We start from the raw sequence: 17,843 nt of genomic DNA, 5'->3' as shown, positions 1-17,843 counted from the left end.
CCTACCTGCCGAGTTCGTTGTCGAGTGCGGCGAACAGTTCGTCGTCGGACGCCGAGCCGATGTCGTCGTCGCTGTGCGGGCCCACCGCGAGCAGCAGCGACCGCAACCGGGCGGCCACGGCCTCACCGCCCTCGGCGAGCGCGGATTCGATGGTGTCGAGCGCGGCCTGGACGGGGTCGACCTCGCGCCCCGCCAGCTGCCCGCGCAGGTGCTTCGTGAGCGCCGCGGCGGTCGGGTGGTCGAAGACGAGCGTCGTCGGCAGGCCCAGACCGGTCGCGGAGGTGAGCCGGTTGCGCAGTTCCACCGCGGTGAGCGAGTCGAACCCCAGGTCGAGCAGCCCTCGGCCCGCGTCGATCGCCCGCGGCGACGGGTGGGCCAGCACCAGCCCGATCTGGTCGCGGACGAAGTCGAGCAGCACCTGGTCGCGGTCCTGCTCGGCCGTCGTGTCCAGCCGCTGCCGCAGGGAGATCCCCGGAACCGGCGACCGCCGCGCGCGGGGCACGAGGTCCCGGTAGACGTCGGGCAGCTCGTCGCCGAGCGCTCGCAGCGCCGCCGTGTTCAGGGCGGCGGGCACGACCAGCGCGCGCCCGGTGCCCGCCAGCGCCGCGTCGAACGCAGCCAGGGCTTGGGCCTCCGGCATCGGCCGCACGCCGCCGCGTTCCAGCCGGGCGCGGTCGGCGCGGTCCAGTCCGGCGACCATGCCGTCGTCCCACATGCCCCACGCCAGCGACACGGCGGGCAGCCCGAGCGCCGCGCGGTGCTCGGCCAGCGCGTCGAGGAACGTGTTGCCCGCGGCGTAGTTGGCCTGGCCGGGGTTGCCGACCAGGCCGGCGATCGAGGAGAACAGCACGAACGCGTCCAGGCCGTCGGTGAGCTCGTGCAGGTGCCACGCGGCGTCGACCTTCGGCCGCAGCACCCGTGCCATCCGTTCCGGCGTCATCGCCGCCAGCACGCCGTCGTCGAGCACGCCCGCCGCGTGCACCACGGCCGTCAGCGCATGCTCGGCCGGGACCGTCGCGAGCAGCGCGGCCAGCGCGTCGCGGTCGGCGGCGTCGCACGCGGCGACCCGCACCGACGCGCCGCGCGCCCGCAGGTCCTCGGCGACCTCGCCGTCGACCCCGGTGCGGCTGGTGAGCAGCAGCCGTCGGACGCCCTGCGCCTCGACCAGGTGCCGGGCGACCCGGCCGCCGAGGGCGCCCGTGCCACCAGTGATGAGCACCGTGCCGTCCGGGTCCAGCGCGGCCCGGCCCTCTGGCACCGGCAGCCGGACGAGCCGGGGTGCCGACGTGCGACCGTCGCGCAGGGCGACCACCGCGGGTCCACCGGCGGCCACGGCCTGCGCCATCGGGGTCGTCCCGTCGGTGATGACGTGCCGGACGCGGCCGGGGTGCTCGGCGGCCGCGACCCGCAGCAGACCCGCGAGCACGCCGTGGGCGGGACCGTCGTCGGTCACCACCACGATCCGCTCGGGACCGTCGAGCAGGGCCCGCACGTCCGCCAGCACCTCGATAGCCAGCTCGTGCGCTTGGGCGGGCTCGGCGGCCCGGACCCGCAGGACGACCTGGTCGACGTCGTCGGCGGGCGCCAGGTCGACGTCGACCCAGTCCACGCCGAACAGCACGCCGTCCGCGGTCGCCGCCGCCCGCACCGGCCGGGTGGCCATGGCCCGGACCGAGCCGATCGCCACGCCGTCCTGGTCGGCCAGCGCGATCGACGACCCGGACAGCCGCACCCGCAGACCCGTCGGACGGGTCGGGCGCAGGCGCACGCCGTCGAACGAGAACGGCACGCGCGTCCCGGCGTCGTCCTTGACCAGCAGGGCGTGCAACGCCGCGTCGAGCAGCGCCGGGTGCACCGCGAACCGGTCGGGCTCCACCGCGGACCGCACCTCGGCGTACAGGTCGTCGCCGTGCTCCCACAGCGCGACCAGCCCCTGGAAGGCGGGCCCGTAGTGGTAGCCGCGCGCGGCCAGGTCCGGGTAGAGGTCCGCGACCGGCACTTCGACGGCACCGGAGGGCGGCCACGTGGTCAGGTCGACGGCGGGCTCGTCGCCCGCGTCGGCGGTGCCGCTCGCGTGCCGGGTCCAGCCGTCCTCGTCGTCGCCGCGCGAGTGCACCGCGACCGGCCGGACACCCGCGGGATCCGGCGCGCCGACGGTGATCTGCAGCCTGCGCGGCCCGTCCACGAGCGCCAGGGGCTCGTGCAGCACCAGGTCCACGAGCCGGTCGCAGCCGACCGCCGTGGTCGCGTGCAGGGCCGCCTCCACCAGCGCGGTCGCGGGCACGAGCACCCGGCCGCCGATGGCGTGGTCGGCCAGCCACGGGTGGCCGCGCGGCGAGATCCGGCCGGTGAACAGCACACCGTCGTGCTCGGCCAGCGGCAGCACGGCGCCGAGCAGCGGGTGGTCCGACCCGGACAGACCCGCGGCCGTCACGTCCCCGCCCGCGCCGCTGCCGGTGAGCCAGAACCGGCGCCGCTGGAACGGGTAGGTCGGCAGCGGGGCCGGGGGACCCGACCGGCCGCCGAACACCGCGGCCCAGTCGACCGGCACCCCGCGCACGTGCGCCGCGCCGACGGCCGCCACGAGCGCCCGCGGCTCCGGCCGGTCCTTGCGCTGCACGGCGACCGCGGCCACGTCGTCGACGCAGTCCTGGACCATGGCCGTGAGCACGGCGTCCGGCCCCAGTTCGAGCACCGTCCGCGCGCCCTGGGCGCGCAGCGTCCGCACCGCGTCCAGGAAGCGCACCGAGCCGCGGACGTGCCGGACCCAGTACTCGGGGTCGGTGAGCTCGTCGCCCGCGGGCATCCCGGTGAGCGTCGAGACCACCGGGATCGCGGGCGGCGCGAACGCCAGGTTCCGCACAACCGCGCGGAACTCGTCGAGCACAGCGTCCACGTGCGGCGAGTGGAACGCGTGGCTGACCCGCAGCCGCTTGGTCCGCCTGCCCAGCGCGACCAGTTCGGCGCCGACCCGCGTCACGGCGTCGTCGTCGCCGGACAGCACGACCGCCTCCGGCCCGTTCACCGCGGCGATGTCCACCCGCGCCTCGTGCCCGACGAGCAGGGCGCGCACCTCGTCCTCGGTCGCCTGCACCGCGAGCATCGCGCCGCCACCGGGCAGCGCCTGCATCAGCCTGCCCCGCGCGACCACCAGGTCGGCCGCGTCGGCCAGCCCCAGCACGCCCGCGACGTGCGCGGCGGCCACCTCGCCGATCGAGTGCCCGGCCAGTAGGTCCGGCCGCACGCCCCAGCTCTCCAGCAGCCGGAACAGCGCCACCTCGACCGCGAACAGCGCGGGCTGGGTGAACTCGGTGCGGTCGACCGGGTCCGGGTCGTCGCCGAACACGACGTCCCGCAGCGGCCGGTCGAGCCCGCGGTCCAGCTCCGCGCACACCGCGTCGAACGCCTTGGCGTACAACGGGTACGCGTCGTGCAGCTCCCGGCCCATGCCCAGGCGCTGGCTGCCCTGACCGGTGAAGACGAACGCCAGCCGCCCGTCGACGACCGCGCCGCCGTCGACCGCCGCCAACCCCGACCGGGCCTCGGCGACCGTGGTCGCGGTGACGACCGCCCGGTGCGGCAGCGCCGCCCGGCCGGTGGCCAAGGCGCGGCCGACGGCGGCGAGGTCGTCGGAGTCGGCGAGCACCGCCTTCAGCCGGTCGGCCTGGGCCCGCAGCGCTTCCTCGGTGTGCCCGGCGAGCACGAGCGGGACGACCGGCACCGGGGTGGGCGCCTGCTCCTGCTCGGCGTCGGGCTGTTCGACGACCACGTGGGCGTTGGTGCCGCTGATGCCGAACGACGACACCGCCGCCCGCCGCGGTCGCCCGGTCTCCGGCCACGGCGTGTGCTCGGTGAGCAGCCGCACCTCGCCCGCTGACCAGTCGACCTCGCGGCTGGGCTCGTCGATGTGCAGGCTCTTGGGCAGCACACCGTGCCGCATCGCCTCCACGACCTTGATCACGCCCGCCACGCCCGCGGCGGCCTGGGTGTGGCCGATGTTGGACTTGACCGACCCCATCAGCAGCGGCGTCGCGCGTTCGCCGCCGTAGGTGGCCAGCACGGCCTGCGCCTCGATCGGGTCGCCGAGCGTGGTGCCCGTCCCGTGCGCCTCCAGCACGTCCACGTCCGAAGTGGACAGTCCGGCGTTGCGGAGCGCCTGGCGGATCACGCGTTCCTGCGCGGGTCCGTTGGGCGCGGTGAGGCCGTTGCTCGCCCCGTCCTGGTTGACGGCCGACCCGCGCAGCACGCCCAGCACCCGCCTGCCGTTGCGCCGGGCGTCGGAAAGCCGTTCCAGCAACAGGATCCCGGCGCCCTCCGCCCACGCGGCCCCGTCGGCGGCCGAGGAGAACGACTTGCACCGGCCGTCCGGCGCGAGACCGCGCTGGCGGGAGAACTCGACGAACAGCGTCGGCGTGGCGAACACCGTCACACCGCCCGCCAGCGCGAGGTCGCACTCGCCGCCGCGCAGCGCGTTGGCCGCGAGGTGGATGGACACCAGCGACGAGGAGCACGCGGTGTCGACGGTGATCGCGGGCCCCTGCAGGCCGAACGTGTACGCGACGCGCCCGGATGCGACGCTCACCGTGCTGCCGACCGACAGGTAGCCCTCCAGGGCGTCCGGCGCGTCGGTGAGCCGGGCCGCGTAGTCGTTGGCCATGACACCCGCGAACACACCGGTCGAGCTGCCGCGCACCGACGTGGGGTCGATGCCCGCCCGTTCGAACGCCTCCCAGGACACCTCCAGCAGCAGCCGCTGCTGCGGGTCGACCGCGACCGCTTCGCGGGAGCTGATGCCGAAGAGCTCCGGGTCGAACTCCGGGGCGTCGGCCAGGAATCCGCCGTGCCGGGTGTAGGACCTGCCGACCGCGTCGGGGTCCGGGTCGTAGAGTCCGTCGAGGTCCCACCCGCGATCCGTGGGGAACCCGCTGATCGCGTCCCGGCCCTCGGCCACCAGCCGCCACAGGTCCTCCGGCGACTCGACGCCACCGGGGTAGCGGCACGCCATCGCGACGATCGCGATCGGCTCGTCCGCGCCGACGTCCGCCCGCACCTCGGTCGTCCCGGAAGCGCCGAACAGCGCGGTGTCCAGGTAGCGGGCCAGCGCGGTCGGGGTGGGCTGGTCGAACACGAGCGTCGCGGGCAGCCGCAGCCCGGTCGCGGTCGCGAGCCGGTTGCGCAGCTCGACCGACGTCAGCGAGTCGAAGCCGAGCGCGCTGAACGCCCGGTCCGCGGGGACCTCGGCCGCGCCGCCGTGCCCGAGCACCGCCGCGACCGCGCCGCGCACCAGGTCCAGCAGCGCCCGGTCCCGGTCGGCGGGCGGCAGTGCCGCCAACCGGTCCCGCGTCGAGCCCGCCGCCCCGGCCGCCTCGGCGGTCCGCCGGGGAGCCCGCACCAGGCCGGCGAACACGGCGGGCAACGTGCCCGCGGTCGCCTTGGCGCGCAACGCACCCAGGTCCAGCCGCACGGGTGCGACGACGGGCAGGTCGGCCGCCAGCGCCGCGTCGAACAGGGCGAGCCCGTCGTCCGACGACAGCGGCGCGATCCCGTCACGGGCCAGCCGCGCCAGGTCGGCGTCGGCGAGGTGCCCGGTCATCCCGCTGCCCTCGGCCCACAGGCCCCAGACCAGCGAGGTCGCCGGCAGCCCGGCGGCCCGCCTGCGCCGGGCGAGGGCGTCGAGGAACGTGTTGGCCGCCGCGTAGTTCGCCTGCCCCGGTGTGCCGACCGCGCCCGCCAACGAGGAGAACAGCACGAACGCGTCCAGGTCCGGCGCGAGCTCGTGCAGGGCGAGCGCGGCGTCGACCTTGGGCCGCAGCACCGCGTCGAGCCGGTCGGCGGTCAGCGAGGCCAGCACCCCGTCGTCCAGGACACCGGCCGTGTGCACCACGGCGGTCACCGGGTGCTCGGCGAGGACGGCCGCCAGCGCGTCCCGGTCGGCGACGTCGCACGCCGCGAACTCCACCTGCGCGCCGAGCCCGACCAGCTCGGCCTCCAGGTCGGGCGCGCCGTCCCGGCCGCGTCGGCTGACCAGCAGCAGGCGCCGCACCCCGTGCTCGGCCACCAGGTGGCGGCTCACCAGCCGACCCAGCGTGCCGGTGGCGCCGGTGACCAGCACCGTGCCGTCCGCGCGGAACACCGGCGCGGGGCCGTCCACCGTCGGGACGCGGACCAGGCGGGGCGCGAGCACGGCCCCGTCGAGCACCGCCGCCTCGGGTCCGGCGGTGAGCGCGCGGGCCAGGTCGGACGCGGGCACGTGCCAGTCGTCGACCTCCAGCAGCCCGAAGCGGTCCGGCTGCTCGGTGGTGGCGGTGCGCACCAGACCCGGCACGACCGCGGCGTCCAGGTCGTCCTCGGCGGTCACGAACACCAGCCGCGAGTCGGCGAACCGCCCGTCGGCCAGCCAGTCCTTGGCGAGCCCGAGCGCGCGGCGGGCGGTGGCACCGGGACCGTCCGCCCCGCGCACCGGGACGAGCACGACCGCCGGGACCTCCACGAGATCCGCGAAGCCCGCGCTCGTGCCGAGCGGCGCGGCCAGACCCACTCCGTCGGGGTCGACCACCGCCCACGGCTCGGCTTCGCCGGTCGTGTCCACGGGCACCCGGCGCGGCTCGTACAGCCCGCCGGCCCGTGCCGTGGTCGTGAGCCGGTCGCCCGCGGACCGCAGGGCCAGTGCTCCCACGGACGCGACGGGCCGACCGGTCGGGTCGGCGAGGACGAGCGCGGAACCGCCGTCGGACGGCCTGATCCGGACCCGCAGCACGGTCGCGCCCACCGCGTGCAGCCGCACGTCGGTCCACGCGAACGGGAGCATGAGCCCACCGCCCGCCGCGAGGGCGAGCGGGTGCAGCGCGGCGTCGAGCAGCGCCGGGTGCAGGCCGAACCGGTCGGCGGGCACGTCCTCGGGCAGCGCGACCTCGGCGTAGACCACCTCGCCGTCCCGCCACAGCGCCCGCAGGCCCTGGAACGCCGGTCCGTAGCCGAACCCGTGTCCTGCCAGCACGTCGTAGGCGTCGGACAGGTCGACGGCGGTCGCGGTCCTCGGCGGCCACTCGGCCAGCGGCTCGCCACCGCCGGTCCCGGCCGCCAGCACACCGGTCGCGTGCCGCGTCCACGGCTCGTCCGCCTCGTCGGCGCCCGAGTCCGGCCGGGAGTGCACGGCCAGCGCCCGGCGACCGGACGCGTCCGGCGCGTCCAGCACGACCTGGAGCCGGACGGCGGCCTCGGCGAGCACGAGCGGCGCCTCCAGCGTCAGCGACTCGACCAGGTCGAGCCCGACCCGGTCACCCGCCCGCACGGCCAGCTCCACGAAAGCCGTGCCCGGCAGCAGCACGGCCCCGTCGACCGCGTGGTCGACGAGCCACGGGTGGGTGGTGCGCGAGACCCGGCCGGTCAGCACGACCTGGTCGGTGTCGGCCAGCCGCAGCGCGGCCCCGAGGAACGGGTGCGGCTCGGCGGTGAGGCCGAGCCCGCGGGCGTCGGCCGCCGCGACCGGGTTGTCCAGCCAGTACGTCCGGTGCTGGAACGGGTAGGTGGGCAGCTCGACCGGCCCGGCGGCACCCGCGGCCGTGGCCCAGTCGACGGCCACACCGGTCACGTGCGCCTGCGCGGCGGAGGCCAGGAACCGGTCCAGGCCACCGTGGTCGCGGCGCAGCGTCGGCACGACCGCCGCGTCGGGCACCTCGGCCGCGTCGACCGTCTCGCGGACCGCGACCGTGAGCACGGGGTGCGCGCTGACCTCCACGAACACCCGGTGGCCGGTGTCGAGCAGCGACCTGGTCGCCTCCTCCAGCCGCACGGTCCCGCGCAGGTTGCGGAACCAGTACCCGGCGTCCAGCGCGGTGCCGTCCACGACCTCGTTCGTCGTGGTCGAGTGGAACGGCACCCGCGTCGGCCGCGGCGCGAGGTGGGCGAGCGCGGTCAGGATCTCCTCGCGCAGCACGTCCACGTGCGCCGAGTGCGACGCGTAGTCCACCGGAACCCGCCGGGCCCGCACGCCGTCGGCCTCGCAGCGGGCGACCAGCGCGTCGAGCGCCGCCGGGTCGCCCGCGACGACGACCGAGCGCGGACCGTTCACGGCGGCGACCTCGACGCCGTCGGTCAGCAGCGCCGCGGCCTCGTCGACCGGCAGCGGCACGGACACCATGCCGCCGGTGCCCGCGAGGCGGGTGATCGCCTTGCTGCGCAGGGCCACGACCGACGCCGAGTCCTCCAGCGAGAGCGCCCCGGCGATGTGCGCGGCGGCGATCTCGCCCTGCGAGTGGCCGATGACCGCGTCCGGGCGGACGCCGTGGTGCTCCCAGAGTCGGGCCAGCGAGACCATGACGGCCCAGAGCGCCGGTTGGACGACGTCCACGCGGTCGAGCGGGCCCGCGAGCTCGTCGAGGAGGTCCCAGTCGGTGTGCGGGCGCAGGGCCTCGGCGCAGGCGTCCAGGTGGGTCCGGAACACGGGGGACTGCTCGTGCAGGTCCAGCGCCATGCCCGACCACTGCGCGCCCTGTCCGGGGAACACGAACACGGTCCCGCCCGGCGCGGTCGCGATGCCCTGCACGACGTGCGCCGTGGGGGTGCCCGTCGCGAGGCCGTCGAGACCCGCGGCCAGGTCACCGCTGACAGCCGCGCGGTGGTCGAGGTGCGGCGCCCGCGTGGCGAGCGAGGCCGCGACCCGGCCCGCGTCGGCGTGGTCGAGCAGCGCGCGGACCTGCCGGGCCCGGTCGGCGAGCGCCGCGGGGGACTTCGCCGACAGCAGCAGCGGCACGGTCGTGTCCGGAATCGACGGTGCCGGTCCCGTCGGGGCCTGCTCCACGATCACGTGCGCGTTGGTGCCGCTGATCCCGAACGACGACACCGCGGCTCGGCGCGGCCGGTCGGCCTCGGGCCACGGCCGGGCGTCGGTGAGCAGCTCGACGGCACCGGACGTCCAGTCGACGTGCGGGGTCGGCTGGTCGACGTGCAGGGTGGCGGGGAACGTCGCGTGGCGCATGGCCATGACCATCTTGATCACGCCGGCGACGCCCGCGGCGGCCTGGGTGTGGCCGATGTTGGACTTGAGGGAGCCGAGCTTGAGCGGGATTTCGCGGTCCTGCCCGTAGGTGGCCAGCAGTGCGTTGGCCTCGATGGGGTCGCCGAGGGTGGTCCCGGTGCCGTGGGCCTCGACCGCGTCGACGTCCGAGGTGGACAGTCCGGCGTTGGCCAGCGCCGAGCGGATGACCCGCTCCTGCGAGGGCCCGTTGGGGGCGGTGAGCCCGTTGGAGGCCCCGTCCTGGTTGACGGCCGAACCGCGGATTACGGCGAGGACGGTGTGCCCGTTGCGTTCGGCGTCGGAGAGCCGTTCGAGCAGGAGCAGTCCGGCGCCTTCGGCCCAGCCGGTGCCGTCGGCGTCGGAGGAGAAGGACTTGCACCGGCCGTCGGCGGACAGGCCGCGTTGCCGGGAGAACTCGATGAACGTGTTCGGCGTCGACATCACGGTCACACCGCCCGCCACGGCCAGGCCGCACTCGCCCTGGCGCAGCGCCCGCGCGGCGAGGTGGATCGCGACCAGCGACGACGAGCACGCCGTGTCCAGCGTGACGGCCGGACCCTCGAAGCCGTAGGTGTAGGCGACGCGGCCGGAGACGACGCTGGAGATCGTGCCGGTCAGCAGGTGGCCCTCGTAGCCGTCCGGCGCCGAGGCGAACCGCGTCCCGTAGTCGTTGTACATCACGCCCGCGAAGACACCGGTGTCGCTGCCGCGCAACGACCTCGGGTCGATCCCGGCCCGCTCCACGGCCTCCCACGCGACCTCCAGCAGCAGCCGCTGCTGCGGGTCGGTGGCGGTGGCCTCGCGCGGGCTCAGGCCGAAGAACTCGGCGTCGAAGTCCGCGGCCTCGTGCAGGAACCCGCCGCTGCGGGTGTAGGTCTTGCCCGTGGCGTCCGGATCCGGGTGGTAGAGGTCGTCGACGTCCCAGCCGCGGCCGGTGGGGAAGTCCCCGATGGCGTCGCGGCCGTTCGCCACGAGGTCCCACAGGTCGTCGGGCGTGGCCACGCCACCGGGGTAGCGGCAGGCCATGCCGACGATGGCGATGGGCTCGTCGCTCACCGCCGCGGTGGTCCGGGTGACGACGGCCGTCGGACCGGCGAGCCGGTCGAGCAGGAACGCGATCACGCCGTCGGGCGACGGGTGGTCGAACACCAGCGTGGTCGGCAGGGTCATCCCGGTCGTCGCGATGAGCCGGTTGCGCAGGTCGACACCCGTCAACGAGTCGAAACCCAGCTCCTTGAACGCCTTCGCCGGGTCGACGGCGGTGTCGGGGCCGTGCCCCAGCACCACGGCGACCGCCCGCACCACCACGTCCCGCACCGCCCGCGTGCGGTCGGCCGCGTCGAGCACGCCCATCCGCCGCTCCCACGACGTGTCCGCGCCCGCGTCGGCCTGGCGGCGGCGCGGCTTGGCCAGCCGGGAGAACAGCGCGGGCAGCGTCCCGTCGAGCGCCTTGGCCCGCAGCACGCCGAGGTCCAGCCGGGCGGGCACCAGCACGGGCTCGGTCGACCGCAGCGCGGCGTCGAACAGCTCCAGCCCCAGCTCGGGTGCCAGCGGCACGAAGCCGTTGCGCCGCCACCGGGCCACGTCGGCGCCGGCGAGACCGCCCGCCATGCCGTCGCTGGTGTCCCACAGCCCCCAGGCCAGCGCGGTGGCGGGAGATCCGGCCGCGTGCCGGTGCTCGGCGAGGGCGTGCAGGTAGGCGTTGGCGGCGGCGTAGTTGCCCTGGCCCTGGTTGCCGATGGCCGTGGCGATGCTGGAGAACAGGACGAAGTGGCCCACCGGCAGCTCGGCGGTCAGGGCGTGCAGGTTCGCCGCCGCGTCGACCTTCGGCGCCAGGACCGAGGTGAGCCGGTCCGGGGTGAGCGAGGTGATGGTCGCGTCGTCGAGGACACCCGCCGCGTGCACCACCGTCGTGACGGGGTGTGCCGGATCCACGGTCGCCAGGGCGGCGGCCAGTGCGTCGGCGTCGGCCGCGTCGCAGGCCACCAGGGTCGCGACGGCGCCGAGATCCGCCAGGTCGGCCAGGAACGCCTGGTGCTCGGGGGTGTTCGGGCCGGTGCGGCTGAGCAGCAGGAGGTGCCTGGTGCCGTGCGTCGTGACGAGGTGGCGGGCGAGCAGCCTGCCGAGCGTCCCGGTCGCGCCGGTGATCAGCACGGTGCCGTCGGGGTCGAGCGGCGGGCCGACCGGGGCCTGCGCGCGGACCAGCCGCGGTGCCTCGACCCGGCCGCCCCGCAGGGAGACCTCGGGTTCGCCGGTCGAGAGCGCGGCGGACAGCGAGTCCAGGTCGTCGGTGCCGTCGAGGTGCGCCAGCACGAACCGGCCCGGCTGCTCGGACTGGGCGGTGCGCACCAGGCCGGTCAACGGCGAGGTGGCCAGCCCGTCCACGACGGCGAACACCAGCGTGCCGTCCGCCGACCCGGCCAGCCAGTCCTGGACGAGGGCCAGCCCCCGCCGGACGTTCTCGTGCGGCGTCGCGGTCGGGTCGAAGTCGGCGACCACCGCGTACTCCGGCACTTCGCCCGCCTCGTCGAGCGGGACCCACGACGGCCGGTCGTCGCCGACGGCCACGGGCTCCCACACCACCCGGTACAGCGACTCGACGGCCGCGCCCGCGGCCCGCAGGTCACCGCGCGCCACCGGGCGCAGCACGACGGAGTCCACCGACGCGACCGGAGCACCGGTCCCGTCGGCCACCACGAGCCGGGCGGAGTCGGCGCCGGTGCGCGTCCACCGCACCCGCAGCGCCATGGCCCCGGTCGCGTGGGTCCGGGCGCCGGAGAACGAGAAGGGCAGTCGGATCCGACTCGGGTCGTCGGCCGCGGCCAGCACCAGCGGGTGCAGGGCGGCGTCGAGCAGCGCCGGGTGCACGCCGAACCCCTGGACGTCCGCGGGCAGACCGACCTCGGCGAACAGGTCGTCACCCCGGCGCCACGCGGCCCGCAGGCCCTGGAACGCGGGCCCGTAGGCGTAACCGAGGTCGGCCAGCCGCTCGTAGGCGTCGTCGACCGGCACCACCTCGGCGTCCGGCGGCCACTGGTCCAGCGCCTCGCCCGGTTCCGGGTGCCCGCCGGACAGCACGCCGCTCGCGTGCTCGGTCCACCGGTCCTCGTCCGCCAGCGTGTGCACGGTGAACGCGCGGTCGCCGCGGTCGTCGGCGGGGGCGACGGTCAGCCGGAGCCGCGCCGGGGCCCGGTCTGGCAGCACGAGCGGCGCCTGGAGCGTCAGGTCGCCGACACCCGCGCAGCCCAGGTGGTCGGCGGCGTGCCCGGCGAGGTCGAGGAACGCGGTCGCGGGCAGCAGCACGGCCCCGTCGACCACGTGGTCCGCGAGCCACGGGTGCGTCCCCAGCGAGACCACGCCGGTGAACCGCACCGTGTCGCCGTCGGGCTGGGTGATCACCGCGGTGAGCAGCGGGTGGCCGGTGGAGGTGAGGCCCAGGCCCTCCGCGTCGGTCGAGCGCGGCGCGTCGAGCCAGAACCGGTCGCGCTGGAACGGGTAGGTCGGCAGGTCGACCGTGCCGCCCGCGGGGAGGTAGGCCGCCCAGTCGACCGCCACGCCCCGGACGTGCAGGCGGGCCAACGCGGTGAGGTAGGTGAGGTCGTCGGACCGCTTGCGCCGCAACGCGGGCACGGCGCCGTCGGTGAGACCGCTCAGGGTGGCGTCGGGGCCGAGCTCGAGCGCCTTGGTGACGCCCAGAGCGGCCAGGGTCGTGGTGCCGTCGTGGTAGCGGACCGCACTGCGGGCCTGGCGGGCCCAGTAGTCGGGGGTGTAGGCGTCGACCAGCTCGCCGGTCACGTTGGACACGACCGGGACGCGCGCTGCGTTGTGGGTCAACGTCTCCGCCACGGCCGTGAGCTCGTCGAGCATGGGGTCGAGGTGGTGGGAGTGGAAGGCGTGGCTGACGGTGAGTCGGGTGGTCTTGCGGCCTGCTTCCCGGCAGTGGTCGGCGACGGCGAGGACGGCTTGCTCGTCTCCGGAGACGACGGTGTTGTCGGGGGCGTTTAGGCCGGCGATGTCGGCGCCGGGGACCAGCCACTCGCGGACCTCGGCCTCGTTCGCCTGCAAGGCGACCATGGCTCCGCCGCCGGGCAGGGCCTGCATGAGGCGGGCGCGGGCGCACACCAGCGTCGCCGCGTCGGCGAGGGAGAACACGCCCGCGAGGTGGGCGGCGGTCAGCTCGCCGATCGAGTGTCCGATGAGGACGTTCGGTGTGACGCCGTGGTGGGTAGCGAGCCGGTGCAGGGCGACCCCGATCGCGAACAGCGCGGGCTGGGTGTAGGCGGTCCGGTGCAGCAGGTCCTCGTGCTCGAAGACGACCTGCTTGAGCGGACGGTCGAGATGTCGGTCGAGCTCGGCGCAGACCTCGTCGAACGCGGCGGCGAACACCGGCTGGGACTCGTACAGCTCCCGTCCCATGCCGACGCGCTGGCTGCCCTGTCCGGAGAACAGGAACGCCAGGCCACCCGGTGCCACCGACCCCGTCACGACGTGCGCCGAGTCCAGGTCCCGCAGTCCTTCGGCCTTGTCGCCGACGACCACCGCGCGGTGCTCGAACCGGGCGCGCGTGGTCACCAGCGACCGCGCGGTCGCGACCTCGTCGCCGTCCGCGAACGGCAGCAAGGCCTCGGCCGCGGTGCGCACCGCCGCTTCCGTGCGACCGGACAGCACCCACGGCACGGGTCCGCGCGGTGCCCGGCCGATGACCGGTTCGGGCGCGGTGGGGACGCCTTCCAGGACCAGGTGGGCGTTGGTGCCGCTGATCCCGAACGACGACACGGCCGCACGCCGCGGCCGGTCGGTCTCCGGCCAGGGCTGGGCGTCGGTGAGCAGGTCGACGGACCCGGTGGTCCAGTCGACGTGCGGGGTGGGGGTGTCGACGTGCAGCGTGGCGGGCAGGTGGCCGTGGCGCATGGCCATGACCATCTTGATCACGCCCGCGACCCCGGCGGCGGCTTGGGTGTGGCCGATGTTCGACTTGAGCGAGCCGAGCTTGAGCGGCGTCTCCCGGTCCTGCCCGTAGGTGGCCAGCAGTGCGTTGGCCTCGATCGGGTCGCCGAGGGTGGTCCCGGTGCCGTGGGCCTCGACCGCGTCGACGTCCGATGTGGACAGTCCGGCGTTGTGCAGCGCCTGGCGGATCACGCGTTCCTGGGACGGCCCGTTGGGCGCGGTGAGCCCGTTGGAGGCCCCGTCCTGGTTGACCGCCGAGCCCCGGATGACCGCGAGGACGGTGTGCCCGTTGCGCCGCGCGTCCGACAGCCGTTCGAGCAGCAGCAGACCCGCGCCCTCGGCCCACCCGGTGCCGTCGGCGGCGGCGGAGAACGCCTTGCAGCGGCCGTCGGGCGACAGCCCGCCCTGCCTGCCGAACTCGACGAACATCCCCGGCGTCGCCATCACGGCCACGCCGCCCGCGAGCGCCAGGGTGGTCTCGCCCTGCCGCAGCGCCTGCGCGGCCAGGTGCAGGGCCACCAGCGAGGACGAGCAGGCCGTGTCGACGGTGACCGCCGGCCCCTCGAAGCCGAACGTGTAGGCGAGCCTGCCGGAGGCGACGCTGACGGTGCCGCCGGTGAGCAGGTAGCCCTCGTGCCCGTTCGCGGCCTCGTGCAGCCGTGGCCCGTACTCGTGGGCGGTCGCGCCGACGTAGACGCTGGTGTGGCTGCCGCGCAGCGAACCGGGGTCGATCCCGGCGCGTTCGAACGCCTCCCACGCGGTCTCCAGCAGCACCCGCTGCTGCGGGTCCATGGCGGCGGCCTCGCGCGGGCTGACGCCGAAGAACGCGGCGTCGAACAGGTCCGCGTCGTGCAGGAACCCTCCCCGCGCCGCGGTGGGCCCGCCCGCGGACAGGTCCCAGCCCCGGTTCACCGGGAAGTCGCCGACGGCGTCGACCCCGGCGTCCACGAGGTCCCACAGCTCCTCCGGCGAGCCGACCCCGCCGGGCAGCCTGCACGCCATGCCGATGATCGCGATCGGCTCGTCGGACCCGGCCGTGTCGAGGACGGCGGCGCTCCGGTCGACGCCCGCCAGCAGGTCCCGCAGGTGGTCGGCGAGCGCGGCGGGCGTGGGGTGGTCGTAGAGCAGCCCGGACGGCAGGGACAGGCCGACGGCCGTGCCGAGCGCGTCGCGCAGCTCCACGGCGGTCAGCGAGTCGAAGCCCAGGTCCTTGAACACCGAGTCGACGGCCACGTCGTCCGCCGAGCCGTGGCCGAGCACGGCCGCCACGTGCGCGCGCACCAGGTCGAGCTGGTCGGCGCTCGGTGCGACGGACGCGGGTGCGGCGGTGACCGTGCCGCCGAGCCAGAAGTCCTTGCGCTGGAACGGGTAGGTCGGCAGGTCGACCGGCGCGGCGGAGGGCAGCACGGCCGTCCAGTCGACGGCGGCACCGCGGACGTGCAGCCGGGCGAGCGCGGTGAGGTACGACTCGTCCTCGGGCTTCCCCTTGCGCAGCAGGGGAGTGCCGCCGGGGGTGAGGGCGCTGAGGGTGGCGTCGGGGCCGAGTTCCAGGGCCTTGGTGACGCCGAGCGCGGTCAGGGTGGTGACGCCGTCGTGGTAGCGGACGGCGCCGCGGGCCTGGTGGGCCCAGTAGTCGGGGGTGTAGGCGGTGACCTGCCCACCGGTGAGGTTGGAGATGACCGGGAGGGTCGGCGGGTTGTGGGTCAGGGTCTCCGCGACGGCGGTGAGCTCGTCGAGCATGGAGTCGAGGTGGTGCGAGTGGAAGGCGTGGCCGACCCGCAGCCGGGTGGCCTTCCGCCCGGCCGCCCGGCACTGCGCGGCGACGGCGAGGACGGCCTGCTCGTCACCGGAGACGACGGTGTTGTCGGCGCTGTTCAGCCCGGCGACGCCCGCTCCCGGCACCAGCCACCGGGACACCTCCGCCTCGTCGGCCTGGAGCGCCGCCATGGCACCGCCCGCGGGCAGGGCCTGCATGAGCCGGGCCCGCGCGCACACCAGGGTCGCGGCGTCGGCCAGCGAGAACACCCCGGCCAGGTGCGCGGCGGTGAGCTCGCCGATCGAGTGTCCGATGAGGACGATGGGCGTCACGCCGTGGTGCGCCACCAGCCGGTGCAGCGCCGTCTGGACGGCGAACAGGGCGGGCTGGGTGTACTCGGTCCGGTCGAGCAGGTCCTCGCGCTCGAACACCACCACCTTGAGCGGGTGCTCCAGGTGCCGGTCGAACGCGGCGCACACCTCGTCGAACGCCGCGGCGAACACCGGCTGCGACTGGTACAGCTCCCGCCCCATGCCGACGCGCTGACTTCCCTGTCCGGAGAACAGGAACGCCAGGCCACCCGGCGTCACCGACCCCGTCACCACGCCCGGTGAGGGAGTGCCGGAGGCCAGCGCGGCCAGGCCCGCGGTGCCGCCCAGCACGACCGCGCGGTGGTCGAACGCGGTCCGCGTCGACGCCAGCGACACCGCCACCGCGGCCACGTCCTCGTCCACCGACCCCAGCGCGGCCGCCTGCGCCCGCAGCGCTCCGACGGACTTGCCCGACAGCGGCAACGGCACCGGACCGGTCACGTCGACCGGGGGAGCGGGGGCCTGGGGAACGGGGTCCGGGGCGGGCCAGTCGGACAGCACCACGTGGCAGTTCGTGCCGCCCATGCCGAACGAGCTGACCCCGGCGACCAGCGGCCGGTCCGGGTGCGGCCACGGCCGCGCGTCGCGGGGCACGTCCAGCCCCCACTCGGCGAACGGGATGGCCGGGTTGGGGGTCTCGAAGTTCAGGCTCGGGGGCAGCGTGCGGTGCCGGATGCTCAGCACGGCCTTCAGCAGGCCGGTGATGCCCGCCGCGCCCTCCAGGTGGCCGACGTTCGTCTTGGCCGACCCCACCAGCAGCGCGGAGTCCGCGCGGTCCGCGCCGAGGACGGCGCCGAGCGCGGACGCCTCGACCGGATCGCCGACCCGCGTGCCGGTGCCGTGCAGCTCCACGTACTGCACGTCCGACGGCCGCACCCCGGCGCGCTCGTAGGCCTGACGCAGCACGTCCCGCTGCCCGTCGGCGCCGGGCACGGTGAGGCCCTCGGTCGCGCCGTCGTTGTTCATCGCGCTGCCGCGCAGCACGCACAGCACCCGGTCGCCGTCGGCGAGCGCGGCGGCGAGCGGCTTGAGCACCACGAACCCGCCGCCCTCGCCGCGCACGTACCCGTTGGCGCGCGCGTCGAAGGTGTAGCAGCGGCCGTCCGGCGACAGCCCGCCGAACTCCTCGACGCTCGCGGTGCTCTCCGGCGCCAGGTTCAGGTTCACCCCGCCCGCGAGCGCGGTCGACGACTCGCCGCGCCGCAGGCTCTCGGCGGCCAGGTGCACCGCGACCAGCGAGGACGACTGGCCGGTGTCGACCGACGCGCTCGGCCCGGTGAGCCCGAGGGTGTAGGAGACGCGGTTGGCCAGCACGCCGCGGCTGAGCCCGGTGAGCGTGTGCTGCCCGATGTCGTGGATCCCGCGCCGGTGGGCCAGTGCCGCGTAGTCGTCGGCGATGACCCCGACGAACACCCCCGTCCGCGTCCCGGCCAGCGCCGCGGGCAGGACGCGGGCGTCCTCCAGCGCCTCCCAGGCCAGTTCGAGGGCCAGTCGCTGCTGCGGGTCCATGGCGGTCGCCTCGCGCGGGCTGATGCCGAAGAACGCCGCGTCGAACCCGCGCACGTCGGCCAGGTAGCCGCCCGGCCGCCGGGGCAGGTCGTCCCGACCGGCGGGCGGGTCGCCGATGGCGCTGCGGCCGTCGCGCAGGAGGTCCCAGAAGCGCGCCGGGCCGTCCGCTCCCGGCAGCCTGCAGGCCATCCCGATGACGGCGATGGCGTCGTCGGACGTCGAGTCGAAACCAGCCATGGTCGCG

The 17,843-nt window shown here is 75.8% G+C and carries 1 protein-coding gene; it reads right to left on the bottom strand.

Annotated elements, in window-relative coordinates:
• Position 1: 1 nt before the first annotated feature.
• Positions 2 to 17,836 carry a type I polyketide synthase gene (locus tag CLV43_RS39410; RefSeq protein ID WP_106194439.1) on the bottom strand — a complete coding sequence of 5,945 codons (17,835 nt, stop codon included), beginning with the start codon at positions 17,834 to 17,836 and terminating at the stop codon, positions 2 to 4.
• Positions 17,837 to 17,843 lie beyond the last annotated feature (7 nt).

The sequence above is a fragment of the Umezawaea tangerina genome, assembly GCF_003002815.1.
Lineage (GTDB): Bacteria > Actinomycetota > Actinomycetes > Mycobacteriales > Pseudonocardiaceae > Umezawaea > Umezawaea tangerina.
This window is presented reverse-complemented; position numbering and strand designations above follow the sequence as displayed.